This window comes from Pseudomonas sp. BN411, from assembly GCF_029871235.1.
Taxonomy (GTDB): domain Bacteria; phylum Pseudomonadota; class Gammaproteobacteria; order Pseudomonadales; family Pseudomonadaceae; genus Metapseudomonas.
Window position 1 is genome coordinate 1 of sequence record NZ_SSOM01000062.1, and the last position, 25,259, is coordinate 25,259.

Sequence of the window (25,259 nt, forward strand, 5' to 3'; positions counted from 1 at the left end):
GCGGCCATCAGCAGCGGGAAGTTCCACGGGATGATCTGGCCGACCACGCCCAGCGGTTCGTGGATGTGGTAGGCGACGGTGTTCTCGTTGATCTCGGCGGCGCCGCCTTCCTGGGCGCGGATGCAGCCGGCGAAGTAGCGGAAGTGGTCGGCGGCGAGCGGAATGTCGGCGTTCAGGGTTTCACGCACGGCCTTGCCGTTGTCCCAGGTTTCGGTGACGGCCAGGACTTCCAGGTTCTGCTCGATGCGGTCGGCGATCTTCAGCAGGATCAGGGCGCGGTCCTGCACCGAGGTGCGGCCCCAGGCATCGACGACGGCGTGGGCGGCGTCCAGGGCTTTCTCAATATCTTCGGCGCCGGAACGGGGGAACTCGGCGATCACCTCGCCATTCACCGGAGAGGTGTTGGTGAAGTACTGGCCACCAATCGGCGCGACGAATTCGCCGCCGATGTAGTTGCCGTAACGCGGCTTGAAGGTGACGACGGCGCCCGGAGTGCCTGGTTGTGCGTAGATCATGGCGTTGCTCTCTCTGGTCGGTACCTGCCCGGCTGGGCAAGCTGTGGACCGATCTTAGTCAGCCGTTGCCCAGCCCCGGTATGCGCCCATGGGAGAGACGCCCTCGTCATTTGGTATTAGTTGGCGGGCGCCGAGGCCCGCGCCAGAGCCTTCTTAGCGGGAGCCGGAACAGCCGCCTGCTCCGGCCGATACCCCAGCCGCAACCCACCCCAGTGCCGGCCCTGGACGATGATCGGCACCGAGAGATCGTGCATCAGCTCGCCCGTATCGCGGGTGTAGGTCTGCAGCAGCAGCGGTTGCTGGTGGCTGCCGCAGCGCAGGCCGGTGCGGTCGTTGAACATGCGTTTGCTGCGGCTGCGGGCCATGTCCTGCTCGGGGTCGCCGGTGGGTGCCTGGCTGAATGCCTTGTTGTGGGTTGGCACATAGCCTTCCTGGGTGCAGGCGATGGCGAACACCAGCCCCTCGTGCTGCTTGAGCAGTGGTTCCTGGATATCCGGCAGGACCAGGTCGGTGTAGCGGTCGAAACGCGAGCTGTACTTCTGCGGGTAGGTACCCGGCACCACCTGGAAGCGGCGGTCGAAGAGGTCGTCGAGGCTGACGCGCCCTTCCCGCACATCACGCTCGAAGCGCGCGGCGATGGCACTCGCGCCATCTCGTGCCAGGTCATAAATGCGCTGGTGGTAGTCATCCAGCCCCACTTCGGCCAGGCGTTCGCTGATGGTTTCCGCCTGCCCTTCCAGCTGGCTGGCGGCTGCGGCCAGGCGGCGGGTCTGCTCATCGCTCATGCCCAGGTCGCTGCGCATCTGCCCCACCGCCTCGAACAACCCGGTGAGCTGGTCGCGGTTGGTCCGGGCGCCACGGGCGATTTCGTCCACCTGCCCTTCCACTGCAGCGGCCAGTCCGGCGATTTTCTCCAACTGGCGGCCGGTCAGTTCCACCTGGCCGACCCCGGCCTCCAGGTCCGTGGAGAGCTGCTGGATTTGTTCCACCACCAGTGCGGTCTGGCGCTGGATGTCGGCCACCATCTGCCCGACTTCACCCGTGGCGCTGGCCGTGCGCCCGGCCAGGCCACGCACCTCGTCCGCCACCACGGCGAAGCCACGTCCATGCTCCCCCGCCCGCGCGGCCTCGATGGCAGCATTCAACGCCAGCAGGTTGGTCTGGCTGGCGATGGACTGGATGACCTGGGCCACTTGCTGGATTTCCTCGCTGCGCTGGCTGAGGGTAGCGATCAGCTCGCGGCTGGCGCCGGCCCTGAGGCTCAGTTGCTGCATGAGCGCGATGGCCTGTTGCAGCACCTCGCGCCCTTCATCGCTGCTCTGGCGCGCGTCAAAGGCGGCCGTGAAGGCCTGCTGGCTGAGTTCGGACGTGGCGGCCTCGGTGGCGATCATCACCTCGGCGCTGCCGACGATGCGTTCGGCAGCCTGCAACTGGGACTTGAGGCGCTCGGCCAGGCGGTCCACGGACCAGGCGACCCCGGCAGCGGACAAGGCGTTATGGCTGGTACTGCGGGACAGGTCGCGGGTGAGCCGGGCCACGTCGGCGCCCTCTTCCACCGTTGTCCGCGCCTGGGGCTGCTGGCGGAACAGCCAGGGCAGCGGCAGCAACACGAGGACGCCGAGCCAGGGCGGCAGGCCCGTAAACGCCACGCCAGCGGCGATGAGGAGGATCAAGAGGCTGTGGATCAGGCAGTAGCGCATCGCTCATCCCTTTGTTGTCTTTGTTTTCGGGTATTAAGCGGCGAATCGCCATCAGGCGACATGGTTCCTTGGTCGTAGAAGCATCCGCGCCTCGCGGTGCGCATGGCACACCCTACGACCGAGCCACGTGCCCTCCGGTAGGGTGCGCCGCGCGCACCAGGCAGAATGGCGAAAGAAACAAGGCCCGCCGAGGCGGGCCTTGCAGCGCATCAGCGCTTGGCTACGGTTTCTGCCTTCGGCAGCTTGAAGGTCCAGAGCATGCCGCCCTGGTTCAGGTCCTTGATGCGCTTGGCCACTTCACCACCCCAGAGCGGTACCGCACCACCCCAGCCGGACAGCACGGAGACGTACTGCTCGCCGTCCATTTCCCAAGTGATGGGCGAGCCGATCACGCCGGAACCGGTGTTGAACTCATAGAGTTTCTTGCCGGTCTTGGCGTCGAAGGCCATCAGGAAGCCCTCGGGGTTGCCGGTGAACACCAGGTTGCCCTTGGTGGCCAGGACGCCACCCCACAGCGGCGCGTAGTTCTTGTAGCGCCAGACTTCCTTGCCGGACTTCGGATCGATGGCGCGCAGCACGCCGATGTAATCCTCGTTCAGCGGCTTGATGGTGAAGCCCGCACCCAGGTAGGCCGCGCCTTTCTTGTAGGCGATGTTCTCGTTCCACATGTCCATGCCCCACTCGTTGGAGGGCACGTAGAACAGGCCGGTGTCCTGGCTGTAGGCCATGGGCATCCAGTTCTTGCCACCGAGGAAGGACGGCGCGACGAACACCGAGCTGCCGTGCTTGCCATCGGTAGCCGGCGCGCCCGGACGCTTGGCGTCGTCGTAGATCGGACGGCCTTCCTTGTCCAGGCCCTTGGCCCAGGTCACGGTGTCGACGAAGGGGAAGCCACGGATGAACTTGCCGTTGGTGCGATCCAGTACGTAGAAGAAGCCGTTACGGTCAGCGGTGGCCGCGGCCTTCACGGTCTTGCCGCCATCCTTGTAGTCGAAGGACACCAGCTCGTTGACGCCGTCGAAGTCCCAGCCGTCGTGCGGTGTGGTCTGGAAGTGCCACTTGATGGAGCCGTCTTCCGGATTCAGCGCCAGGCGCGAGGAGGAGTAGAGGTTGTCGCCCGGACGCAGGTGGGAGTTCCACGGCGAGGGGTTGCCGGTGCCGATCAGCAGGGTGTCGGTGTCCGGGTCGTAATAGCCACCCAGCCAGGGCGCGGCGCCGCCGGTCTTCCACAGGTCGCCTGGCCAGGTCTTGCCGGCTTCGCCGCCGGAGATGCCGTTCTCGACCTTCTTGCCGTCCTTGTAGACGTAGCCCATGTGGCCTTCCACGGTCGGACGGCTCCAGAGCAGTTCGCCGTTCTTCGGGTTGTAGGCTTCGATCTTGCCGACCACGCCGAACTCGCCACCGGCGACACCGGTGATCAGCTTGCCCTTGACCACCAGCGGTGCGGCGGAGATGGAGTAGCCAGCCTTGTAGTCGGCCACGGTCTTGCGCCAGACCACTTTGCCGGTGTCCTTGTTCAGGGCTACCAGCTTGGCGTCGAGGGTGCCGAAGATCACCAGGTCGTCGTACAGGGCCACGCCACGGTTGATCACGTCACAGCAGGGCATGATGCCGTCGGGCAGGCGGGCATCGTATTGCCAGAGCTTCTTGCCGGTGCGCGCATCAACGGCAAACACCCGCGAGTAGGAGCCGGTGACATACATCACGCCATCCTTCACCAGCGGCTGGGCCTGCTGGCCACGCTGCTTCTCGCCGCCGAAGGACAGTGCCCACACCGGGCGCAGCTGCTGCACGTTGTCGCTGTTGAGGGCTTCCAGGGTGCTGTAGCGCTGGCCTTGCAGGCCCAGGCCGTTGGTCACCACCTGGTCGGTGGATTTGGCGTCATCGAGGATTTCCTGGTCGGTGACACCGGCCAGGGCAAGGCTGCTGGACAGCGCCATGGCGACGCACAGCAGCGTCCGGGCGAAAAGCTGGTTGGGTGTGGCGGGCTTCATTAGCGGCTACCTCTGCGGGCTTGTTGTTGTGATCCGGGAAAGTTTCCCGGTCTGCCGCAAATTCTTGGTTCGCCACGTGAGGCCAACAATTGGACGCAGTGCGGATTTTCCTACTCCGTTGGTAGCAATACCGCCATTCCCCCGCATACTTCAGCTGCCGATTGTGCGGCGGCAGCTTCCACTGGCAGACTGCCGGCCCTGCTTCACACTCCAATGCCCCGGGATCTATGCAAGTCTTCAGTGATCGTCAACTGCTCCTGGCCAGCTGGGCCCTCGTTCTTCTCGGCCTGCTGCTGGTACTGCCCTTCCGACTCCTGCCTTCCCTGCTGTCAGGGTTGCTGGTCTATGAACTGGTCATCACCCTGGCGCCCCGCCTGCAACCGGTGATCCCCGGCGGCCGCCGCGCCCGCTGGCTGGCCGTGGCACTGCTGGGCACGCTGGTGGTCAGCTTGCTGTCGCTGTTCTTCGTGTGGATCGCCGGGGTGGTCATGCAGGAAGTGCACAACCCCGGCCAATTGCTGGAGAAGTTCATCACCCTCACCGAACAGGCCCGGGCACAGCTGCCGGCGTCCGTCGAGAACTACCTGCCGGCCAGCGCCGACGACCTGCGCCGCGAACTCATGGACTGGCTGCGCGCCCACGTCGGTCAGCTGCAGCTGCTGGGCAAGGGGGCGGCGCATACCTTCGTGACCATGCTGATCGGCATGATCCTCGGCGCCATCATCGCGCTGCAGCCCATCCCCAACTTCGAGACCCTGCGCCCGCTCAGCCGCGTCCTGCTGGAACGCATGGCCCTGCTGGTCACCGCCTTCCGCAATATCGTCTTCGCACAGATCAAGATTTCACTGGTCAACACCACCCTGACCGGCATTTTCCTTGTCGTGGTGCTGCCGCTGATGGACATCCACCTGCCACTGACCAAGGTCCTGATCCTGCTGACCTTCCTCCTTGGCCTGCTGCCGGTGATCGGCAACCTAATGTCCAACACCCTGATCTTCATCGCCGGTTTTTCGGTGTCCCTCTGGGTGGCGGTCGGCGCCTTGGGCTACCTGATCGCCATCCACAAGCTGGAATACTTCCTCAACGCCCGCATCGTCGGCGGCCAGATCAGCGCCAGGGCCTGGGAACTGCTGCTGGCCATGCTAGCGTTCGAGGCGATCTTCGGCCTGCAGGGGCTGGTGGCGGCGCCGATCTACTACGCCTACCTGAAGAGCGAGTTGAAGCACGCGGAGCTGGTGTAAGCCCAGTCCAATCTCGACCGTAGCTTTGTAGGATGTGGTGGAGCGGAGCGATACCCATCAGCCGCGATCGATGGGTATCGCAAGCTCCACCCATCCTACGGGGCTAGCGCATCCAACCTTTGCATCCGCGCCACCTCGAACTTCGGGTAGAGGTGGCTGACACTCCGGATCAGCTCATACCGGCTGAGCCTCACCGAGGCGAATCGATCAGGAATAGGCGACCGGATCACCTCGTTCATCTCCTCCCCCTTCCCCGCCGCCTCTTTCAGCAACCCGTCCAGCCAGCCCAGGTAGTCACGCATCTGCGCGAACGGTGCCTTGTCCTGGCTGACAGGTCCGTGGCCGGGCACCAGGACTTTCCAGGGCTGCGCCTCCAGCGTGTCGATATCCTCCTGCCAGGCATCCAGGCCTGGGCTGTTGGGCGTGGTCAGGGCGCGTTGGTAGAACACCAGGTCGCCGGCGAACAGCACGCCGGTGCGTTCATCCAGCACCGCGAGGTCGGCGCCGGTGTGGCCGCGCAGCCCCAGCAGGCGCAGGCGATGGCCACCGATATCGCGCTCCCCCGGCTCCAGGATTTGGCTCGGCAACACCACCTCAGTGCCACGCATCCAGTCCCCGACCAGTCGATACATGTTCTCCGCCATGGCGTTGCCCTGCTCGTCGAGCAACTTGCGGGTGCCGGCCAGCGCAGCGATAGGCACGTCGCTGAAAGCCTGATTGCCCAGCACGTGATCCGGGTGATGGTGAGTCAGCAGCACCAGGGCCACGGGCTGGTCGGTGACCGCCTTGATGGCCCGGCGCATGGCCTCGCCATAAGCCCTGGAAGGCCCCGTATCGATCACCACGACACCCGCCTCGGTGACGATGAAGCCGGTGTTGACGATGTTGCCGCCATTGGCCTTGTCGAAATTGTCGGTGCTGCCTTCCAGCAGCCAGGTGCCCTTGGCGATCTGCCTGGGGCTGAGTGCGTAGTCCTGCTCGGCCTGGGCGGTGATGGCGACGCAGGCCAGTATTAGGGCGATCAGGCGCATGGTCCCTCCTTAGAAGCTGGCCTCGAATTCGTTGCCGTTGTTGTCGCGCAACCACAACCTGGCGTCCTCGTTGCCCTGCACTTCCAGGCTGATGGTGGGGTTCTCGCTCACCGCCGGGAACAGTTCGAGGCTTGCCAGTACTTGGCCGCGGGCGTCACGCAGTTCGGCCTGGTTGAGGAAAAACTCGGGGATGCCGCCGACCAGGCCGTTGTCCATGGGGTGGTCGATGCGCATGCGCAGGCGGTTGCTGCCGCCATGGGAGAAACGGCCGCCGTGGACCTGGCCCAGGCGATCCTCCCAGCCGGCCTGGGCGCGCACCACACTGGGTGCGGTGCAGCCGCCGCCCGCCGCATCGACGCGCGTGGAGCCGATATGCCAGAGGCCGTCACGGGTCAGCACGGCGGCGCGAATGGGCGTGGCCTGCTCGACGCGGATGCGGATGGCCAGCACCGGCGCCACGTGTTCGCCGGGCTGGAAGATGAATATCTGCGGAATCGGGTTGAGCTCGGCCCAGGCCATGATTTTCACCACCTGCCCTGCATAGGCGCGGGCGTCCACCTGGATCGGCACCTGGCGAGAATCCTCGGCAAAGGGTGGCGCTTCCAGCACCACCTTCGGGTCGTGGACGAAGGGTTGGCCAGCAAGAATCCGCTGGTGGAAGTAGTCCCACATGACCGATTCCACCGGGTCCTGGCCAGCGCCCAGCAGCGGCGCACTGGCTCCGAGCAATCCCAACAGCAGCAACGAACGCCTGTGCATCCCGCACCTCCGGCTATTGAACGTCCTGATAGAGCCCCGGCAACTCGTAGCGCAGGCCGTAGGCGGCGTAGAGCTTTTCCATGCGGCCGTCACGCACCATGCCGTCGAGGGTTTCTTCCACGGCGTTGGCGAGTTGGCGATTGCTCTCGTGCACCGCCATACCGATGTCCCATTCGGGCTGGCCGAGGTTGGGGTAGGTGTTGTCGGCGTTGAGAATCTGCGGGTCGTGGGCCTGGTGCTCCAGCCAGTCCAGCTCCCCGCGCAGGGCCATCACCGCGTCCACCTCACCCTTGCGCATGCCTTCGAAGGCCGCCGCCGGCCCCGGATAGTGGTGGGTATTGCGCGACAGGCGCCCAGCGAACACCGAGGTGAGGTAGAAGGACGGCACGCTTTCCAGTTCCACGCCGATGGGATGGAACTGGAACACCCCGATGCTCGGCACCTCGGGCAGGCGCCGACTGTCGTAGGCCACCTGCCAGCGTTCGCGCTGGTACGGACCGAACATCACCACCTGCTCGTTGGCCAACTCGCCCACGTCGTTGCGCTTCTGCGAGTAGTCGCGGTCGTAAGGCACCCGCAGCATCACATCGGCGAGCACGCCGGGACGCATGTAGTGCCCCTTCCAGATGAAGTTGCGCAGGTCATCGTCAAGCCGTTCTCCCGGCGTGACCCAGAGCAGTTCCAGCTTCAGCCCGAGCCCCTCGGCCAGGGCGTTGGCAAGGTCGATATCCACCCCGCGCGCCTTGCCGTCTTCCTTGAAGCTGTAGGGCGCGAAGTTCTCGTAGACGGCCACCCGCAGCACGCCCGAGTCGACGATGTCGTCATAGGGGCGCACCTGTGCCTGCGCCAGAGGCAGGCACAGCAGCCAGCACAACAGAACCAGCAGGCGCATGGCGATCACTCGTCCACGTGCACGCTTTCCAGGTAGGTGCGGATGGCCCAGAGCGCTTCCTGGCTCAGGTAGTCGGCCATCTTCGGCATGTACACCGCCCCGTCGCGCACCGCACCATTGATCACCCGCTCCTTGAACCACTCATCGCCGCTGGCGTCGGTTTCCAGGAAGCGCAGGTCGGGCGCGATACCACCGGACTTGGCTTCCAGGCCATGGCAGCGCGCACAGTTCTGGTTGTAGGCGGAAGAACCGATCTCAACCGCCAGGTCATGCTGGGCATAGGGCGCGCGGTAGGGGTTTTCCTCACGCCACTCCTTGCCCAACTGCTCCAGGCCTTCGGTGTTCACTGCCTGGGGCACCACGTCGCCGTGGGCCAGGACGATTCCGCTGAGGGTCAGACCGGCCAGGAATGCGAGGCCGCGCAGTGCGCTGTTCTTGTTCATCACGTACATCCTCATTAGCTGTGCAAGGCGGCGCCCCGGTGAGGCGCTGTGAGGAAATGGTAAGAAGCCCCCGATCACACCCCCATCCTGCTTTGGTGGCTTGGCCCTACTTCCTTGGTAGTAGTGCGGGCGGAGGCAAACGAAAGGCCCGCAGGCAGCAATGCAAACGGGCACGCGCGAGCGTGCCGGCGAATGGCTGGAGGCCATTCGCCGGCGAGCGAGTGCGGTGAAAGCGAGAGAGGCCAGGCTATTCAGTTGGCTCTGGAGTGCAGAGCCAAGGGAGGAAGATTTTGGCCGGCCAGGTCGCTGGAGGCCCTGGCGAGTTCAAACTCGAGTACGCAGCAGAGCACCAGTAGCGGAAACAGAAGATGCTTGATGACGAGCATGGCGGAATCCCCTTGAAGGTTCCTGTGTCCGTCATGCTAGGGCTCAGCCTCCTGGCTGACCTTGCTACCTTGGTATCGCCTGGGTAATACCTTCGTGGCGCACAATTCCGCCGCCTCTGGCGGCAGCCCCGTCGGAGACAGCGGCGGGCGCATTCGCAGCAGCGCCAAATCATGGGCCCCGGCATGCGCAGGATCAGTCCGTAGGATGTGGCGGGCGGCGCTCCGCTGGAGCGCAGCGATACCCATCACCTGTGAGCATTGACGCATCAGAAGCGCCCTACGCCCCGACCGCCTTGTAGTCCTACAGGCCCCACCGATAGCGTCTCGCCCCGTTGTGGCTTCGGCTGCAACCGGGCTTAGAACCCCCGAAAAATCGACACGCACATCGCCATAAGCGAGATCGGAGTGCTGCCCGCCAGCGCAACGAATCTCGGTTGTCTATGGCGGACCGTGCATGGGTGGGCTTTTGCCCACCGGTTTCGTGCGTATCGACCGGGGTTCTAACCCTGCACGGTCCGCCACCCTTTCCCGCGGTGGCGGCTACTCAGTTCCGAACATGGAGTTTGAACATGAGAGCCCCAACCCTGTATTTGCGCCCCTCTGGCGCCCTGCCCCTCCACCTCCGCCAGGAGGTGCGCCATGACTGACTACCGCACACCTACGCGCTTCCAGCGTTTCCGCCTGCCACTGCGCGCCCTGCTGATCGACGACCGCGCCTGGTTCGTCAGCCGCGACCTGGCGAAGCTGGCCAGCATCCGCACCGATACCGACTTCACCCGCAAGCTGGACGAGGACCAACTGCGCGATGAGCTGATCCTTCTGGAGGACGGCGGCTTCAGCCTGGAACGGTTGGTGAACGAGAGCGGGCTGCACCAGTTGCTGCTGGTGCATTACTACCACCCGGAGCATCGTGGCCTGCGCCGCTGGATCACCGACGAAGTGGTGCCCGGCCTGGACCGGGAGCACGCCCAGGGCCAGCAGCCGCGCCGCCGGCTGATGAGCTGGCAGGGCCAGCCGCTTAACCTGATGGAGTGGCAGGGCACGCTGTGGATTCGCTATGAGGATATGCCTCGCTTCCAGGGGCAGGTGCCGGAGAGGAAGGCATTGTTGTGAGCCGTACATTCGCTACGTGACCACGGCACCTTGTGGGAGCGAATTTATTCGCGAGTAAACATCCACGTTCGTAGAACGTGGACTTGCTTTTGGCCCCCTATAAGGGGGCATCTCGGAGCAGGCTGACCAATCGTAGCTCGGCTGCAATCCGGGAGCGGCGGTGGGATAGCCCCGGATTTCATCCAGGCTACGGACTGCTGGCTGCCGCATAACCTCCGTAGGATGGGTGGAGCTTGCGATACCCATGCGGACAGAGCTGATGGGTATCGCTTCGCTCCACCACATCCTACGAACGTCTACCTGATACCTGGGCAGCCCAATCGTCACAGGCAGAGCCGATGACTCATGACCACGCCCTAAGGACGTGGTTTCCCGAGTTCAAATGAATTCGCCCCCACAGGATGAGTGCCCCGCCGGCACTCGGCTGCCCGTAGGGTGCGCCGTGTGTTCAGCCGGGGGCCAGCTTCGCTGTCCTTGGCGAATGAATTCGCGCCTACAAGGTGAGTAATGACCTGCGCCGACAGGGCGCTTCAATCCTTCAGCCAGATGACCGGTAACACCGAGGTACTGCCCTGGGGGTGGATGCCGGAGGGGCCGACGCGGTCGAAGCCGAGCAGGCTGAGGATCAGCAGCAAAGGCAACAGCAAGTGTTTGAGGATGCGCATGGACGGCTTCCTTCTGGTTTTTGTTTGATCATCCTAGGGCCTCGTCGCCGCCCGCCTTCTACTACCTTGGTACCGCCCGACCGGTACTTTCTTCATATTTCCCAGGCCCTGCCCCATTCCTATGCTGGCTCCACGTTCAGAGGAGCCATGAAATGCGCCATTACCTGCTCCACGGCCTAACCTACTTGCTGGCGCTGACCAGCGCCGCCCTGGTCGCGACACATGTCCACGCTGAAGACGACGGCCTGGAGGTGCGCATCGGCTATCTGGCCTGGGAGCCCGCGCGCGGCCCGCTGTTGTCCAACGTGATTCCCGAACCGGAAGATGCCGGCCTGCGGGGTGCCGAACTCGCCATCATCGACAGCAACAGCACCGGCCGCTTCGTCAAGCAGAGCTACGCGCTGAGCGCCGTGCGCACCGGCACGCCCGAGGCGTTGCTGACCCAGGCGCGGGCGTTGCATGAACAGGGCCTGCGCCTGTTCGTGGTCAACGCCCCGGCGAAGGAGCTGCTGCAACTGGCCGATGCCCTCCCGGACAGCCTGCTGTTCAACGCCGGCAGCGCCAGCGACGAGCTGCGCGGTGCAGAGTGCCGCGCCAATCTGCTGCACAGCCTGCCCAACCGCGCGATGCTGGCCGACGCCCTGGCGCAGTTCCTCGCCACCCGCCGTTGGCAGCGCTGGCTGCTGGTGACCGGCGAAACGCTGGACGACCTGGCCTACGCCTCCGCCCTGCGCCGCTCCGCCGGGCGCTTCGGCGCGAAGATAGTCGAGGAGAAACCCTGGACCTTCGACAACGACCAGCGCCGCAGCGCCCAGGCGGACATGCCGTTGTTCACGCAGGCCAGCGAGTACGACGTGGTGCTGGTGGCGGACGAGCGCGGCGATTTCGGCGAGTACCTGCCCTACAACACCTGGTACCCGCGCCCCGTGGCCGGCACCCAAGGCCTGACCCCCACCGGCTGGCACAAGACGGTGGAAACCTACGGCGCCGCCCAGTTGCAGAAGCGTTTCGAAGCACTGTCCGGGCGCTGGATGAACGACCGTGACTTCGCCGCCTGGATTGCCGTGCGCAGCATCGCCAGCGCCGTGACCCGCCTGAAGAACGCCGACGCCCAGGCCATCCGGGCCCTCGCGCTGTCCGCCGACCTGCCGCTGGATGGCTTCAAGGGCCGCAAGCTGAGCTACCGCGACTGGGACGGCCAACTGCGCCAACCCATTCCCCTGGTGCAGCCACGCTCGCTGGTCAGCACCTCGCCCCAGGACGGTTTCCTGCACCCGGTGAGCGAACTGGACAGCCTGGGCTTCGACCGCCCCGAGAGCAACTGCCACCGCTTCACCGCCGCCAACTGACAACAACAAGAAGGAAATCCGCCATGCCCACTCCCCTTGCTGCCGCCATAGGCTCCGCCCTGCTGCTGTTCGCCGGCCAGGCACTGGCCGCCACCGCCTATGTGTCCAACGAGAAGGACGACAGCATCAGCGTCATCGACCTGGACAGCCTGGAAGTCACCGCCAGCCTCGATGTGGGCGCGCGTCCCCGTGGCCTGGCGCTGTCCAGTGACAACAAGCTGCTCTACATCTGCGCCAGCGATTCCGACACCGTGCAGGTGATGGATCTCGCTACGCGCAAGATCATCAAGGAGCTGCCCTCCGGCGCCGACCCGGAGCAATTCGCCCTGCACCCCAATGACCGCTGGCTGTACATCTCCAACGAAGATGATGCGCTGGTGACGGTGGTAGACACCCAGAGCGACCAGGTGCTGGCACAGATCCAGGTCGGCGTGGAACCCGAAGGCATGGCGGTGAGCCCGGATGGCAAGTGGGCGGTGAACACCAGCGAAACCACCAACATGCTGCACTGGATCGACACCGCCACCCAGCAGCTGGTGGACAACACCCTGGTGGACCAGCGCCCCCGCCACGTGGAGTTCAGCCCGGACGGCAAGCTGCTTTGGGCCTCGGCGGAAATCGGCGGCACGGTGACGGTGGTCGATGTGGCCAGCCGCCAGGTGCAGAAAGTGCTGAAGTTCCAGATCAAGGGCGTGCACCCGGACAAGGTGCAGCCGGTGGGGGTGAAGCTGACCCGCGACGGCAAGTACGCCTTCGTCGCCCTGGGCCCGGCCAACCATGTGGCCGTGCTGGATGCCAGGACCTATGAAGTCCTCGACTACCTGCTGGTGGGCCGGCGCGTCTGGCACCTGGCGTTCACTCCGGACGAGAAGCGCCTGCTGGCCACCAATGGCATCAGCGGCGACGTTTCGGTGATCGATGTCGAGAGCCTCAAGGTGACCAAGTCGATCAAGGTCGGCCGGTATCCCTGGGGCGTGGTGGTGACGCCATGAACGCGCTCGACCTGATTGACGTGGGATTCTCCTATGGCCCGCGTCGTGCGCTCTCCGACGTTGGCTTCCACCTCGCGGCGGGCAGCTTCACGGCTCTCCTGGGGCCCAATGGTGCGGGCAAATCCACCCTGATCGCCCTGCTCACCCGGCTCTACGACCTGCGCCAGGGTGAGATTCGCGTCTGCGGCTATTCCCTGCGCCAGGAGCCACGCAAGGCCCTGGCGAAGCTGGGGGTGGTGTTCCAGCAAAGCACGCTGGACCTGGACCTTTCCGTCGAACAGAACCTGCGTTACCACGCCGCCCTCCACGGCCTGCCGGGCCGGCTGGCGGGCGAGCGCATCGAGCGGGAACTGGAGCGGCACCAACTGGAGCCGCGCCGGCACGACAAGGTTCGCCTGCTCAATGGCGGCCACCGGCGCCGGGTGGAGATCGCCCGCGCACTGCTCCACGAGCCACGCCTGCTGTTACTGGACGAGGCCAGCGCCGGCCTCGACCCGGCCAGTCGCGAAGGCTTGAACCGGCATGTGCGGCAACTCTGCCGCGAGCAAGGCGTGGCCGTGCTCTGGACTACTCACCTGTTGGACGAGGTCCGAACCGAGGACCGGCTGCTGGTGCTCAACCAGGGGCGGATCATCGCCAACGATCGCGCCGCCAACCTGGGCGCACAGCAGGAAGGCGGCCTGGCTGCAGCGTTCGAGCGGCTGACGGCATGTGCATGAACGCAAGCCGTTGCGGCGCACCCTATCCACCTTCGGAGACATGACGATGCTCGCTCCCTACTGGCATTGCCTGCGCGGCATCCTGTTGCGCGAGTGGCTGCGTTTCGTGCTGCAGCGCACGCGGTTTCTCAGCGCCCTGGTGCGCCCGCTGCTCTGGCTATTGGTGTTCGCCGCTGGCTTCCGCGCGGCCCTGGGCATCGCCATCATCGAGCCCTACGACACCTACATCACCTACGAAACCTACATAGTCCCGGGCCTGGCCTGCATGATCCTGCTGTTCAACGGCATGCAGGGCTCGCTGTCCATGGTCTACGACCGCGAGATGGGCAGCATGCGCCTGCTACTCACCAGCCCCCTGCCCCGTCCCTTCCTGCTGGGCGCCAGGCTGCTGGCCACCTCGTTGGTATCACTGCTCCAGGTCTACGCCTTCCTCGCCATCGCCTGGCTCTACGGTGTGCAGCCTCCTCCCTTCGGCCTGCTGTCGGCATTGCCTGCGCTGCTGTTGGCAGCACTGCTGCTCAGCGCCCTGGGCCTGCTGCTGTCCAACGGTATCCGCCAGTTGGAGAACTTTGCCGGGGTGATGAACTTCGTGATTTTCCCGCTGTTCTTCCTGTCTTCGGCGCTCTATCCCCTATGGAAGATGCGCGAGGCCAGCGAGTGGCTGTACTGGCTCTGTGCCCTGAACCCCTTCAGCCATGCGGTCGAGATGGTGCGATTCGCCCTCTATGAGCGCTTCAACGGATTGGCGACTGTCGTCTGCCTGGCGCTGACCCTGTTCTTCGCCATCGCCGCGATGCTCAGCTTCAACCCCCAGCACGCCGCGTTGCGCAAATCCGGCTGAGGGCAAAAAACACCCTTTGTTAAGGCCGGGTTACAGCGCAAAGCTGTATGCGTCCGTTGGGAATCAAAGGCAAATCATTAGTCATAAAGCGCCTGACAGCGGTCCGAATACCAATTGACGGCATCTGGCCACCAGTAACAATATGTTTCGATTGAACGAAAAAGGTACAAGTGCAGGAGGTTCTTCCTTCGTCTCTGCAAGCTGTCGCGGCCCTTTTGTGTGAGGACTAGCCAGGGTCAGTTAGCGTGATCACCTGTGCATCCACCGCGCCCCAGCTTCCTTTGGCGTAGCCACGGACCAAGGCATTTTCCCGTTGCTTGGGTTAAAGGGGTCGAGAGTACGTGGAGGACTGAATGTACCTTCCGAGAGACGCGTCAAGGGCACGCCTCAGGGAAGCTGAACATGCACGGAAGAATTTCGCTGACCTGGCGAATGCCTTTACTAAAGGGGAAGTCACACGACGCGACTTCATCAAATGGGGCTTGGCGACTTCCAGTGGCTTGCTGGTTCCCGTACACGGCCTGACTCCCTTCTCCAGCAGCGCCTACGCGGAGACGTTCGACATCCCCACGGGGTTGTCACCCAGCCCACTGTTCGGCGTACAACCTTTCACCCAACCGATGCCACGCTTCGATGTACTGCCCCGCAAGGCCTTCACCTTCGGCGCGGGTGTGATGAACCCCATTCCCGCATTTCCGCGCGTGCCCGGCCCTGACCCGACCGAACAGGCCAACACCAAGCAGCAACCGGTTCCCGCCGTACTGGGCGGTGGCACCGGCCCCATCGAGGGACGGCCACCGGGACCGATCTGGGCCCACCAGCAGTGGACGAATTTCCCACCCCAGGTAGCGGTGGAGGTCACCCAGGAGGGCGCCAAGCCCAACACTGTCTACAACCCCGGTGTGCCGTCGAGCCTGAACTCCGGCATCAACGCTTCTGCGGCCTTCAAGCCGCGCTTCCACCCCAACCTGCCGGACCAGGGACCGCTGGCGTTATGGACCTTCAATGGCACCCTGCCGCCCAAGCTGCTGATCGGCCGTTATCACGAGTCGATCCTGTTCCGTCACCACAACCGTCTGCCGGATGATCCAGCGCAGAACGGAGGCTTCGGTATCCACACCATCAGTACCCATGAACACAACGGCCACCATGGGGCGGAGAACGACGGATTCACCGGGGCCTATTTCTTCCCCCGGCAGTATTACGACTACCACTACCCGATCTGCCACGGTGGCTACAACACCGTCAACACGGGCGCCAACGACCCGCGTTGTGGTTCGCCCGACGATGCCGGTGGTATCGAGAACGTCCAGGGTGACTTCCACGAAACCATGAGCACCCACTGGTTCCACGACCACATGTTCAGCTTCACCTCGCAGAACGTGTACAAGGGCAACGCCGGGATGTTCAACATCTACAGCAGCCTGGACCGCGGCAACGAGGAGTTGAACGACGGCGTGAACCTGCGCCTGCCCAGTGGCTCGGCCAAGTCGTTCGGCAACCTCGACTACGACGTGAACCTGATGCTCGCCGACAAGGCCTGGGACCAGGACGGCCAACTGGCGATGGATATCTTCGACTTCGACGGTTTCCTCGGCGACGTGATGACGGTGAACCTGGTCTACAAGCCGTATTTCGAAGTGGAACGGCGTAAGTACCGCTTCCGCATCCTCAATGCGGCGGTGGCACGGTTCTTCAAGCTGGCCCTGAGCGATGCCTCGCCGATGATCCAGATCGCCAACGACGGCAACCTGCTGCCAACGCCGGTGGTACTCAACACGCTGGACGAAATGGGCATCGCCGAGCGCTACGACATCGTCATCGACTTCAAGCGCTACAAGGTTGGCGACAAAGTGTGGTTCGTGAACCTCGCCGAACACGAAAATGGCCGGCGGCCGAAAGAGGACCTGTCCCTGCGCGAAGCGCTGTCGGGCAACTCCAGCGATCCCTGCGTGGGCCGTTTCCTTGAGTTCCGCATTGTGCGCGACCCGGCGCGGCCCGATGTCAGCCAGGTACCGGACAAACTGATCCAGAACCCGGACTTGACCAGGATACCGGTAGCCGCCCAGCGCACCTTCGAGTTCGGCCGTGGGGCGAAGCAGAACAGCTCCGACCCGATTACCAGCTTCCTGGGCCCGTGGGGCATCAAGGTCGACGGGGTAACCACGCTGGCAGCGGACTTCGGTCGGATTTCGGCCGGACCGCGTTTCGGCACCCGCGAGATCTGGACCTTGAGGAATGGTGGCGGCGGCTGGGATCACCCGATCCACATCCACTTCGAGGAGGGCCAGATCCTCGCCCGCGACGGCAAGGCGAGCAACGTGCCGGCCTGGGAACGTGGGCGCAAGGACGCCTACCGCCTGCACCCTGGAGGCAGCGTCACGCTCACCATGCAGTTCCGCGACTTCGGCGGGATGTTCATGGAGCACTGCCACAACACCACGCACGAAGACAACGCCATGCTCTTGCGCTGGGAAATCGACGATGCCGGCGGCGCCTTCCTGCGACCGTTGCCAACGCCGATACCAACGCCGCAGGGCGTGAAGTTCGTGCCGCCTGACGAGATCCTGCCCACCGCGTTCCGCTAGGAGGTCGCCATGGGCGGCTTGAAATGGCTGGTACTGCTGGCCGTCAGTGCGCTGACGGCCAGCGGGATTGCGCTCGCTGCGCAGCCCTGGGGCCCCGGGTACTTCCCCGATGTGCCTCTGATCACCCAGGACGGCCAAACCGTACACCTTTATCAGGACCTGCTGAAAGGCAAGCTGGTGGCGATAAACATGATCTTCACCTCCTGCCCGGACAGCTGCCCACTCAGCACGGCCAACCTGGCCAGAGTGCAGAAACAGCTAGGAGACCAGGCCGCGAACATCCACTTCTACTCCATAACCGTCGACCCCGAGACCGACACGCCGGAGGTGCTCAAGGCCTATGCCGAGAAGTTCCACGCGGGGCCGAACTGGCTGTTCCTGACCGGCAAGCCGGAGGACATTCGCCTGGCGCAAAGGAAGCTGGGGCTGTGGTCCAGCACCGATGCCGAGGACCCGGACGCACACCTGACCAGCCTGTCGGTAGGCAATGAAGCCACTGGCCAGTGGATGCGGCAATCCACCCTGGACAACCCCAATTTCCTCGCGGCCAAGCTCAGTACCTTCCTGCTGGGCTGGCAGAACCAGCGCGGAGTGGCTACCCAGAGCTATACGAACGTGCCGCCCATCACCAACCCCGACGCCGGCCGCCTGTTGTTCCGCAAGACCTGTGCGGCCTGCCACACCATCGGGAAGGGCGAGGCGCTGGGACCCGATCTGCGAGGGGTGACCACGCGGCGCGACAAGGACTGGTTGCGGCGCTTCATCAAGGCCCCAGACCAGATGCTGGAGCAAGGGGACCCGATTGCCGTGGAACTGTTCAATCGCCACAACCAGGTGCGCATGCCCAACCTGCACCTGGGTGACGAGGATGTGGAGGCGCTGATCCACTATCTCGAACAACAAGGCACGACCCCATCGGGGCAATCGGAGTCGCCGCCCCTACCGCCGAGCGAGGGCAGCCTGGCGACCCCCTGAGGGTCGAGGAGGTACAGATGAACATCAATCGAAGGCATCTACCCGCCGCACTGCTGACCTTCGCCGGTCTGGTGGCTGCCACGGCATCGGGCATCGCCAATGCCCTGCCGCTGTTCACGCGCAGGGCAGACCAACTGGTGATCCCCATCGCCGGCACCGTGACCACCGCCACCGAGGACATCAGCCTGAATGGCACCGCACGCATCAGGAGCACCGGATTCAGCGACCCCGACTTCAATGGGCCGCCGGGGGCCATCCTGTTCATCGACTTCCTCAACGTGGTGGGGGCCGGACTGACCAGCAAGACCCGCTTCTTCGCTCATGGCGAGAACCGCGTGGTGCGTGAACTGCGCCCGACCGACGTGGTGGAGCTGACCTTCCTCATCACACCGGTCAACGCCAAGGCCACGGCGGTCGCTATCCCCGTGCTGGCCACCTTCCAGCTGACCTTCAACGTCGACCAGGGCCAGCTCACTGCCGCTACAGCGAGCTTCTCGACGCCTGACTTCTGACCCGTCGGTGGCCGCTGCCGGGCGCGGGCCGGCAGGGCCATCTACTACTTTGGTACGAGTTGCCCCCTCTCAACGTCGAATACCAAAAGCAGCGGCGCTGGCCTGTAATGGCTGCATAAAAAGAACAGAGCGTCCGCCATGAAGCGCTTACTCACCTGCCTTGCCTGTGTTGTCCTCGCGTTGCCCGCCGTCGCCGGCGAGGCGGCCGACACCCCGCTGTTCTCCGCCGACGGCTATCGCCTGACGCGCTACCGCAGCCCTACCCCAGCCCAGGCCGAAGCCGCCCGGACCCTGGATACCCCCCAGCTCCAGGCCCAGTTGAAGGCGCAGCCCGACACCCTGCTGGTCGACGTCTACCGCCGCCAGTGGCTGCAGGGGCAATTCATCGAAGACGAGCCCCACGCCAACCTGCCCGGCAGCCTCTGGCTGGCCAACACCGGTGACGGCGAACTCAGCACCCAATGGCAGGACTACTTCAGCCGCAACCTCCAGCTGGCCAGTGGCGGCCGACACGACCGCGCCCTGGTGTTCTACTGCCGCTCCGACTGCTGGCTCAGCTGGAACGCGGTGAAGCGCGCCGCCGCGCTGGGCTACACCAACCTCTACTGGTACCGTGACGGAATCGACGCCTGGGAGCAGGCCGGCCTGCCCCTGCAGCCCGCCCGTCCCGTGCCCTTCCCCTGATCCGGCGTGTCCGGGCATGCCGCACCATAATGAGAAAAACGAGGTGAAAGGCCGTGTACAAAATCCTGATTGCCGATGACCACCCGCTGTTCCGCGAAGCCATCCATAACGTCATCAGCGACGGCTTCCCGGAAAGCGAAGTGATGGAGACCGCCGACCTGGACAGCGCCCTGGCGCTGACCCAGGAGCACGACGACCTTGACCTGATCCTGCTGGACCTGAACATGCCCGGCATGCACGGCCTGAACGGGCTGATCAACCTGCGCAACGAAGCGCCGACGGTGCCGGTGGTGATCGTCTCCGCCGAACAGGACAAGCAGGTTGTGCTGCAGGCCATCACCTACGGCGCGGTGGGCTTCATCACCAAGTCCTCGCCACGGGCGCAGATGACCGACGCCATCGAGCAGATACTCAACGGCAACGTCTACCTGCCGTCGGACATCATCCGCACCCAGAAGACCTCGCCGCGCCGCCACCACGAAGAAGCCAGCATCCCGCCCGAGCTGTTGCAGGCCCTGACCCGCAAGCAGCTGCTGGTACTGGAGCGGATGACCAAGGGCGAATCCAACAAGCAGATCGCCTACAACCTGGACATCGCCGAAACCACGGTGAAGGCCCATGTTTCGGCCATCCTGCGCAAGCTCAACGTGCACAACCGGGTGCAGGCCATTCTCTCGGCCAGCGATATCGACTTCACTGCTTACCTGCGTCGCTGACCATCCGGGTACTTCCCTAAGGACGACCATGCCTGCCGCCCGCACGCTGCTGTTCACGGCCCTGGCCATGCTGGCCTTCGCCGGCAATTCCCTGCTCTGCCGCCTCGCCCTCAAGCACACCGACATAGACGCGGTGAGTTTCACCGTCATCCGCATCGCCTCCGGCGCCCTGATGCTCTGGCTGCTGCTGCGCCTGCGCCGTCAGCCCCTGGCCGCTACCGGCAACTGGCGCGCGGCCGCGGCGCTGTTCGTCTACGCCGCCGCCTTCTCCTACGCTTACCTGCAACTGGACGCCGGCGCCGGGGCGCTGCTGCTGTTCGGCGCGGTGCAGCTGTGCATGGTGGTCTTCGGCCTTGTGCGCGGTGAACGCCTGAACCTGCAACAGGCCCTGGGCTTCGCGCTGGCGACCGGGGGACTGGTGGTCCTGCTGCTGCCCGGTGCCAGTGCACCGCCGCTGGTGGGCGGCCTGCTGATGCTGCTCGCGGGTCTCGCCTGGGGCGCCTACACCCTGCTCGGGCGCCAGGCCGGCCTGCCGCTGGCGGCCACCGCCGGTAACTTCATCCGCGCCCTGCCGTTCGCCGCGCTGCTCATGCTGCCCTTCATCGACCAACTGCGCCTCGACCTGCCGGGCCTCATCTACGCCGTGCTTTCCGGCGCCCTGACCTCCGGCATCGGCTACGCCATCTGGTACAGCGCCCTCCCCGGCCTCGGCGCCCTCCAGGCCGCCAGCGTGCAACTGAGCGTCCCTGTCCTTGCAGCACTCGGCGGAGCGCTGCTGCTGGGCGAACACATCAGCCTGCGCCTGGCGCTGGTATCGATGGCCGTCCTCGGCGGCATCGCCCTGGTGCTGCGGGCGAAGTTCCAGGCGGTGCCGGAGCGGGCTTGATACACGCTTCTCTGTGGGGGCCGCTGTGCGACCCTTGGCGAATGAATTCGCCCCTACAAAAAAGCGCCATCCTGCATCCGGCATTCGCGTCAGCTGCTGTCCCTGTGGGGGCGAATTCATTCGCTAAAAGGGCAGATACCGAGCGGACCTGACACAGCCCTCACCCCAACCCTCTCCCAGAGGGAGAGGGGGTAGTTCGTGCCGGAGATCAGTCAGGCGCTTCTCCTGTGGGGGCGAATTCATTCGCTGAGCAGGTCGCAGACCTGCCGTAGGTTGGCGCTGAGCGAAGCGAAGCCCAACAGCGAAGCTGACCGGTATCTTTGAGCTTCGCTCAAGCGGAACTCCGTCCGTGACAACCTACAACCGCGTCAAATTCCCTCACCGCTCCAACAAATGACTCATCGCCGTCTTCAGCTTCATCGGCCGAACCGGTTTGTGCATCAGGGTGTGGCCGAGTTCGCGCATCTGCTGCTTGAGCTCGTTGCTGTAGTTGGCGGTGATCATCAGGGCCGGGAGCGGCGTGCTGCGGCGGGCGTTGATGGTGGCGACGGCATCGACGCCATTGCAGTCGTTGTCCAGGTGGTAGTCGGCGATCAGCAGGTCGGCGTCGGCGTGGAAGTTCTCCACCTGGCGTGCCAGGTCTTCTTCCGAGAGCGCGGTGGTGACCTGGCAGCCCCAGCCTTCCAGCAGGGTACGCATGCCCGCGCAAATGGCGGCGTCATTGTCCAGCACCCAGATCCGCGCGCCGTTGAGCCGTTCCAGTACCGCCTCGGGCTCGCTGCGTTCCGGCTTCTGCCGGGGCACGCGCCTCGCAAGGGGCACTTCCACGGCGAACAGCGAGCCCTTGCCCAGTTCCGAAGACACATGGATGCGATGACCGAGCATGCGGGCGATCTTCTCGACGATGGCGAGGCCCAGGCCGAGCCCGCGGTCCTGCTTCTCGCGGACCACCTCCCCGCGTTTGAACTCCTGGAAAATCTCGCCGAGCTTGTCCCGGGGGATGCCGACGCCGGTATCCCAGACTTCGATCCACAGGCTCTGGCGACGACGACGGCAGCCCAGCAGGATGCGGCCTTGCGGCGTGTAGCGAATGGCGTTGCTGAGCAGGTTGCGGAGGATGCGCGCCAGCAGTTGCAGGTCGCTGCGCACCAGGGCCGAGCTGGGGACGAAGTCCAGTTGCAGGCCTTCGCTTGTGGCGATCTGGCGGTATTCCACGGCCAGGTTGTCGAGCAGCTCGCCGACGGCGAATGACGCGATGTCCGGCTTGATCACCCCGGCATCCAGCTTGGAGATGTCCACCAGGGTTCCCAGCAGGTTCTCCACGTCCTCCAGCGAGTTGCTGACGTTGCGCACCAGGGCCAGGTTGCACGTCTGGCTCCGCTGTTCCAGCAGCGCGCTGGTGAACAGCCGCGCGGCATTGAGCGGTTGCAGCAGGTCATGGCTGACCGCCGCGAGGAATTTGGTCTTGGACAGGTTGGCCTTTTCCGCCTCGAACTTGGCCTCGCGCAGGCGCAGTTCCATCTGGGAGCGCTCGTCGATTTCGCGACGCAGCTGGCTATTCAGTGCGGTGAGTTCGGTGGTGCGCTCGCGAACTCGCTGTTCGAGGTTCTGATAGGCCTGGTGCAGGGCCTCGGCGGTGCGGCGTCGTTCGGTGATATCGCGGATCAGCACAAAGATGCCGACCACCTCGCCGTTGGCCAGTCGATTGGGCACATAGGAGCGCAACATGCAGCGCTCCTGGCCGTTGTGGTTGGTTTCCGTGACTTCGAAGGACAGGCTTTCACCATTCAGCGCCCGTTCCACATAGGGCTCCAGGCGCAGCCAGTGTTCTTCACTGTGCACCTCGCGCAGGCTCTGGCCGAGCATCGAGCCGCGCGGCCAGCGGTACCACTCCTCGTAAACCTTGTTGGTGAACTCGTAGACCAGGTCGGCGCTCAGGTAGGCGATCAGCGCCGGCACATGGTCGGTGATCAGGCGAATCCAGCGCTCGCTTTCGGCCAGTGCCTCGGCATGGCGATAGCGTTCGGTGATGTCGGTGAAGGTGTTGACGAAGCCGCCGGTGGGCAAGGGATGGGTACGCACTTCCAGCACGCGGCCGTTGTACAGGCGCTGCTCCATCTCGCGGATGGGCCGGCTGTTGGCGTCTCGGGTGTCGGGGGTGAGCAGCGGCAGTTCGCTGTCGGCCATGACGCTAGCGAAGGTGCGGTGCGCCTCCACCGGGGCCAGCCCGCAGAGTTCGAGGAAGCGGTGGTTCCACAGTTCCAGGATGCCCTCGGCGCTGACCATGGCCACGCCTTGGGACAGGTTGTCGACGGCACGTTGCAGCAGGCGCGACTTCTGCGCGATCGCCTGTTCGCGGCGGGCGGTTTCGCTCTGCTTCACTTCGGTGATGTCGGTATAGAGGATCACCAGCCCGCCCTCGCGGGTGGGCCGTTCGCTGACCTGCACCCAGCGGCCGTCATGCAGCCGGTAGAGGACGTTGTCGTCGCTTCCACGATGTTCTTCGACGATCAGGCCGGTGCTGTCCGCCAGGCGACGGATCTCCGAAAGCCGGGTGCCGGCGCCGATGCGTGCGCGGGTGCGGGCCCAGAAGGACTTGAAGCGGCTATTGAAGAGGACGATGCGCTGGTCGCGGTCGAACAGCACGAAGGCGTCGGAGATGCTTTCGATGGCGTCGATCAGGTGCTGGTGGGCAGTTTCCGCCCGCAGCCTGGCGTCACTCAGCAGGCGGTTGCTGGCCTTGAGCTCGGCCATGGCCTGGTTCAGCGCATCGGTGCGCTCGCGTACCTGCTCGGCCAGCACCACCGAATGCTGGAAGGCGGCATAGCTGTCATCGCGACGGGAAGCGCTGGACTCCACCCGCTCGATCAGGGCCGCATTGATGCGGCGCAGCTTGCAGTTCTCTTCCTCCAGCGCAGCCAGCCGCGTTTGCTGTTCAGCGGCATCCATTGCGCCCCCGGCGGCCGATGGCGACTCCGGTGAAGGTCTGGTTGATGTGCATGCCATTGAACTGCTCTCCGTAGGAGTTGAAGCCGATGACCCGCTGCCCGCGCAGGATTTCGGAGGTGCGCGCCACCGCGTCCGCGTCGTTCTCGATTTCCAGCCGGCGCAGGAAGCAGTCGCAGCCGATGGTCAGCAAGGGCGGGCCGAGCCGCTCGCCAAGACGCCGGAACAGCGCCTCCAGGTTCGGCAGTAAGGGACCGGTGCGCATGGCGGTAAGGACGATGCCGTTCTCCACTGCGCAGTAGAAGGTCAGGCTGAGGTCCGGGTTGACCCGCTGGATGGAGCGCACGTAGTACGAATCCCCCAGTCGCACCGCCAGTGGATGCGCAGCGAACATGCGCAGGTCGAGGGCGCCGAGCGGAACGCCGATCATCCGCGCATAGACTTCCGCGGCTGGCTCGGCATTGAGCTCGAAGACGCGTCGGCTGGCGTTGTCGGCCCGGGTGACCACCAGCTTTTCCGTACCCGGCAGGATGTGGTGGGTGCTGAACACCTCGAAATCCAGTGCCGTGTTCACCAGCACCACCACCGCCGCGCCTGCATGGAAGCGCCCTTCGTAGTAGACGTGGGTGTGCTTGAGGTGATGGTCGTCGGCCGCCGAACCACCGAAATGCGGGATGCTGCCAAAGGCCGCTCCGAGTGCGGCCAGCACGATTTCCTCACGGCTGGACAGGCCATCCAGCAGGGTCAGGGCGAAGCTGTGGCCTTTGATCGGTGCCAGGGAGTTGGCCCGGCATTCCTGCACGAGGCGCTCCACCAGTTGCTGGGCGTCGATCAGGCCGAAGCGGTCCATCTCGTCCACCAGGGCGCTGGCGATGGAAAAGCTGCGATGGTCGAAACCCACCGCGCTCACGCAGTTGCGGCCATAGCCCAGGGGCGTGATTTCGCCAGCGCTGGTGCAACCCACCAGCCGCACGCCGCCGAAATACTGCTCCAGGGCCTGGCCGAGAGCTTCGAGGTCGTATTCTGCCGAGCAGAAGAACAGCACAAAGCCCAGGTGCGGGTGGATGAGCTGGCGCGCCAGGTCCTGGGCCACGGCCTCCGCCTCGCTGGCCAGGGACATGGCGGTGACGACGCCCTCTGCCGGTTCTTCGAGCATCCTCGGCCTCACTCAATAAGCCTGTTCGCGATGTGGAAATTCTACGGAGGGGGTTCGGGGCGCCCCATCCTTCTTGGGTAGCGGCGGACTAGTTCGAAGGTAGGGGCTCGCAGATGCATACCCTGTGGGGGCGAATTCATTCGCTGCATTGCCCGT

Annotated in this window: 22 protein-coding genes; 12 read left to right on the top strand and 10 right to left on the bottom strand. The window is 64.7% G+C overall.

What is annotated here, in order from left to right; genetic code table 11:
• The 3 genes from E8F06_RS09720 to E8F06_RS09730 all read right to left on the bottom strand — a co-directional run.
• The coding region (locus tag E8F06_RS09720; RefSeq protein WP_280366535.1) for an aldehyde dehydrogenase family protein at positions 1–515 on the bottom strand (515 nt) is incomplete at its 3' end.
• Between the two features lie 116 nt (positions 516–631).
• Positions 632–2,215: a methyl-accepting chemotaxis protein gene (locus E8F06_RS09725; protein ID WP_280366537.1), complete on the bottom strand. Its 1,584-nt coding sequence runs from the start codon at positions 2,213–2,215 to the stop codon at positions 632–634.
• Positions 2,216–2,424: 209 nt separating this feature from the next.
• Positions 2,425–4,209 (bottom strand): PQQ-dependent methanol/ethanol family dehydrogenase, encoded by a 1,785-nt coding sequence (locus E8F06_RS09730; RefSeq protein WP_280366539.1) that lies wholly within the window; start codon positions 4,207–4,209, stop codon positions 2,425–2,427.
• Positions 4,210–4,436: 227 nt separating this feature from the next.
• Between E8F06_RS09730 and E8F06_RS09735 the strand changes: the two genes are divergently transcribed.
• Positions 4,437–5,450, top strand: a complete 1,014-nt coding sequence (locus tag E8F06_RS09735; RefSeq protein WP_280366540.1) for a hypothetical protein — start codon at positions 4,437–4,439, stop codon at positions 5,448–5,450.
• A gap of 95 nt (positions 5,451–5,545) precedes the next feature.
• Here E8F06_RS09735 and E8F06_RS09740 read toward each other — a convergent pair whose 3' ends face one another.
• Genes E8F06_RS09740 through pedF form a run of 4 tightly spaced genes read right to left on the bottom strand, consistent with a single transcriptional unit; the run spans position 5,546 to position 8,575 of the window.
• A complete protein-coding gene (locus E8F06_RS09740; RefSeq protein WP_280366542.1) occupies positions 5,546–6,481 on the bottom strand; it encodes a quinoprotein relay system zinc metallohydrolase 1 in 936 nt (311 codons plus the stop codon).
• Between the two features lie 9 nt (positions 6,482–6,490).
• Positions 6,491–7,240 (bottom strand): quinoprotein dehydrogenase-associated SoxYZ-like carrier, encoded by a 750-nt coding sequence (locus E8F06_RS09745; protein ID WP_280366543.1) that lies wholly within the window; start codon positions 7,238–7,240, stop codon positions 6,491–6,493.
• A 13-nt stretch (positions 7,241–7,253) separates the two neighbouring features.
• Positions 7,254–8,132, bottom strand: coding sequence for a transporter substrate-binding domain-containing protein (locus E8F06_RS09750; protein ID WP_280350337.1), 879 nt, complete (start codon positions 8,130–8,132; stop codon positions 7,254–7,256).
• A 5-nt stretch (positions 8,133–8,137) separates the two neighbouring features.
• The gene (gene pedF, locus E8F06_RS09755) at positions 8,138–8,575 is read right to left on the bottom strand and encodes a cytochrome c-550 PedF (protein ID WP_179058325.1); all 438 of its coding nucleotides are present in this window, start codon (positions 8,573–8,575) and stop codon (positions 8,138–8,140) included.
• A 1,025-nt stretch (positions 8,576–9,600) separates the two neighbouring features.
• Here pedF and E8F06_RS09760 point away from each other — a divergent pair.
• Complete coding sequence (locus E8F06_RS09760) at positions 9,601–10,074, top strand: Bro-N domain-containing protein (protein WP_280366545.1); 474 nt, start codon at positions 9,601–9,603, stop codon at positions 10,072–10,074.
• A gap of 530 nt (positions 10,075–10,604) precedes the next feature.
• On the opposite strand, the gene E8F06_RS09765 is transcribed toward E8F06_RS09760, so the two are convergent.
• Complete coding sequence (locus tag E8F06_RS09765; protein ID WP_280366548.1) at positions 10,605–10,739, bottom strand: hypothetical protein; 135 nt, start codon at positions 10,737–10,739, stop codon at positions 10,605–10,607.
• A 152-nt stretch (positions 10,740–10,891) separates the two neighbouring features.
• On the opposite strand from E8F06_RS09765, the gene E8F06_RS09770 reads away from it, so the two are divergent.
• The 10 genes from E8F06_RS09770 (at position 10,892) to E8F06_RS09815 (ending at position 21,001) form a co-directional block, all read left to right on the top strand.
• Positions 10,892–12,088 carry an ABC transporter substrate-binding protein gene (locus tag E8F06_RS09770; protein WP_280366550.1) on the top strand — a complete coding sequence of 399 codons (1,197 nt, stop codon included), beginning with the start codon at positions 10,892–10,894 and terminating at the stop codon, positions 12,086–12,088.
• Between the two features lie 23 nt (positions 12,089–12,111).
• On the top strand, positions 12,112–13,080 hold the full coding sequence (locus E8F06_RS09775; RefSeq protein ID WP_280366553.1) for a YVTN family beta-propeller repeat protein: 969 nt from the start codon (positions 12,112–12,114) through the stop codon (positions 13,078–13,080).
• Positions 13,077–13,799, top strand: a complete 723-nt coding sequence (locus E8F06_RS09780; protein ID WP_280366556.1) for an ABC transporter ATP-binding protein — start codon at positions 13,077–13,079, stop codon at positions 13,797–13,799. Before E8F06_RS09775 ends, E8F06_RS09780 begins: the two co-directional genes overlap by 4 nt.
• 46 nt (positions 13,800–13,845) lie before the next feature.
• The gene (locus E8F06_RS09785; protein WP_280366559.1) at positions 13,846–14,640 is read left to right on the top strand and encodes an ABC transporter permease; all 795 of its coding nucleotides are present in this window, start codon (positions 13,846–13,848) and stop codon (positions 14,638–14,640) included.
• A 482-nt stretch (positions 14,641–15,122) separates the two neighbouring features.
• Positions 15,123–17,228 (top strand): multicopper oxidase domain-containing protein, encoded by a 2,106-nt coding sequence (locus tag E8F06_RS09790; protein WP_280366561.1) that lies wholly within the window; start codon positions 15,123–15,125, stop codon positions 17,226–17,228.
• Positions 17,229–17,237: 9 nt separating this feature from the next.
• Positions 17,238–18,203: an SCO family protein gene (locus E8F06_RS09795; RefSeq protein ID WP_280366563.1), complete on the top strand. Its 966-nt coding sequence runs from the start codon at positions 17,238–17,240 to the stop codon at positions 18,201–18,203.
• Positions 18,204–18,220: 17 nt separating this feature from the next.
• Positions 18,221–18,715: a hypothetical protein gene (locus E8F06_RS09800; RefSeq protein WP_280366565.1), complete on the top strand. Its 495-nt coding sequence runs from the start codon at positions 18,221–18,223 to the stop codon at positions 18,713–18,715.
• A gap of 138 nt (positions 18,716–18,853) precedes the next feature.
• On the top strand, positions 18,854–19,399 hold the full coding sequence (locus tag E8F06_RS09805; protein WP_280366568.1) for a PQQ-dependent catabolism-associated CXXCW motif protein: 546 nt from the start codon (positions 18,854–18,856) through the stop codon (positions 19,397–19,399).
• 53 nt (positions 19,400–19,452) lie between these two features.
• On the top strand, positions 19,453–20,115 hold the full coding sequence (locus E8F06_RS09810; protein WP_069083862.1) for a response regulator transcription factor: 663 nt from the start codon (positions 19,453–19,455) through the stop codon (positions 20,113–20,115).
• A gap of 28 nt (positions 20,116–20,143) precedes the next feature.
• Positions 20,144–21,001, top strand: coding sequence for an EamA family transporter (locus tag E8F06_RS09815; RefSeq protein WP_280366571.1), 858 nt, complete (start codon positions 20,144–20,146; stop codon positions 20,999–21,001).
• A gap of 378 nt (positions 21,002–21,379) precedes the next feature.
• Here the strand turns inward: E8F06_RS09815 and nahK are convergent, their stop codons facing one another.
• Together nahK and nosP are read right to left on the bottom strand one after the other, a co-directional pair.
• A complete protein-coding gene (gene nahK, locus E8F06_RS09820) occupies positions 21,380–24,007 on the bottom strand; it encodes a hybrid sensor histidine kinase/response regulator NahK/ErcS' (RefSeq protein ID WP_280366572.1) in 2,628 nt (875 codons plus the stop codon).
• The gene (nosP, locus tag E8F06_RS09825) at positions 23,937–25,103 is read right to left on the bottom strand and encodes a nitric oxide-sensing protein NosP (RefSeq protein ID WP_280366574.1); all 1,167 of its coding nucleotides are present in this window, start codon (positions 25,101–25,103) and stop codon (positions 23,937–23,939) included. The genes nahK and nosP overlap by 71 nt, the downstream gene beginning before the upstream one ends.
• Positions 25,104–25,259: the final 156 nt, after the last annotated feature.

Excerpts from the sequence above, each read along its gene's own strand:
- E8F06_RS09725 (WP_280366537.1), bottom strand. The coding sequence starts at position 2,215 with ATGCGCTACTGCCTGATCCACAGCCTCTTGATCCTCCTCATCGCCGCT.
- E8F06_RS09730 (WP_280366539.1), bottom strand. The coding sequence starts at position 4,209 with ATGAAGCCCGCCACACCCAACCAGCTTTTCGCCCGGACGCTGCTGTGC.
- E8F06_RS09735 (WP_280366540.1), top strand. The coding sequence starts at position 4,437 with ATGCAAGTCTTCAGTGATCGTCAACTGCTCCTGGCCAGCTGGGCCCTC.
- E8F06_RS09740 (WP_280366542.1), bottom strand. The coding sequence starts at position 6,481 with ATGCGCCTGATCGCCCTAATACTGGCCTGCGTCGCCATCACCGCCCAG.
- E8F06_RS09745 (WP_280366543.1), bottom strand. The coding sequence starts at position 7,240 with ATGCACAGGCGTTCGTTGCTGCTGTTGGGATTGCTCGGAGCCAGTGCG.
- E8F06_RS09750 (WP_280350337.1), bottom strand. The coding sequence starts at position 8,132 with ATGCGCCTGCTGGTTCTGTTGTGCTGGCTGCTGTGCCTGCCTCTGGCG.
- pedF (WP_179058325.1), bottom strand. The coding sequence starts at position 8,575 with ATGAACAAGAACAGCGCACTGCGCGGCCTCGCATTCCTGGCCGGTCTG.
- E8F06_RS09760 (WP_280366545.1), top strand. The coding sequence starts at position 9,601 with ATGACTGACTACCGCACACCTACGCGCTTCCAGCGTTTCCGCCTGCCA.
- E8F06_RS09765 (WP_280366548.1), bottom strand. The coding sequence starts at position 10,739 with ATGCGCATCCTCAAACACTTGCTGTTGCCTTTGCTGCTGATCCTCAGC.
- E8F06_RS09770 (WP_280366550.1), top strand. The coding sequence starts at position 10,892 with ATGCGCCATTACCTGCTCCACGGCCTAACCTACTTGCTGGCGCTGACC.
- E8F06_RS09775 (WP_280366553.1), top strand. The coding sequence starts at position 12,112 with ATGCCCACTCCCCTTGCTGCCGCCATAGGCTCCGCCCTGCTGCTGTTC.
- E8F06_RS09780 (WP_280366556.1), top strand. The coding sequence starts at position 13,077 with ATGAACGCGCTCGACCTGATTGACGTGGGATTCTCCTATGGCCCGCGT.
- E8F06_RS09785 (WP_280366559.1), top strand. The coding sequence starts at position 13,846 with ATGCTCGCTCCCTACTGGCATTGCCTGCGCGGCATCCTGTTGCGCGAG.
- E8F06_RS09795 (WP_280366563.1), top strand. The coding sequence starts at position 17,238 with ATGGGCGGCTTGAAATGGCTGGTACTGCTGGCCGTCAGTGCGCTGACG.
- E8F06_RS09800 (WP_280366565.1), top strand. The coding sequence starts at position 18,221 with ATGAACATCAATCGAAGGCATCTACCCGCCGCACTGCTGACCTTCGCC.
- E8F06_RS09805 (WP_280366568.1), top strand. The coding sequence starts at position 18,854 with ATGAAGCGCTTACTCACCTGCCTTGCCTGTGTTGTCCTCGCGTTGCCC.
- E8F06_RS09815 (WP_280366571.1), top strand. The coding sequence starts at position 20,144 with ATGCCTGCCGCCCGCACGCTGCTGTTCACGGCCCTGGCCATGCTGGCC.
- nahK (WP_280366572.1), bottom strand. The coding sequence starts at position 24,007 with ATGGCATGCACATCAACCAGACCTTCACCGGAGTCGCCATCGGCCGCC.
- nosP (WP_280366574.1), bottom strand. The coding sequence starts at position 25,103 with ATGCTCGAAGAACCGGCAGAGGGCGTCGTCACCGCCATGTCCCTGGCC.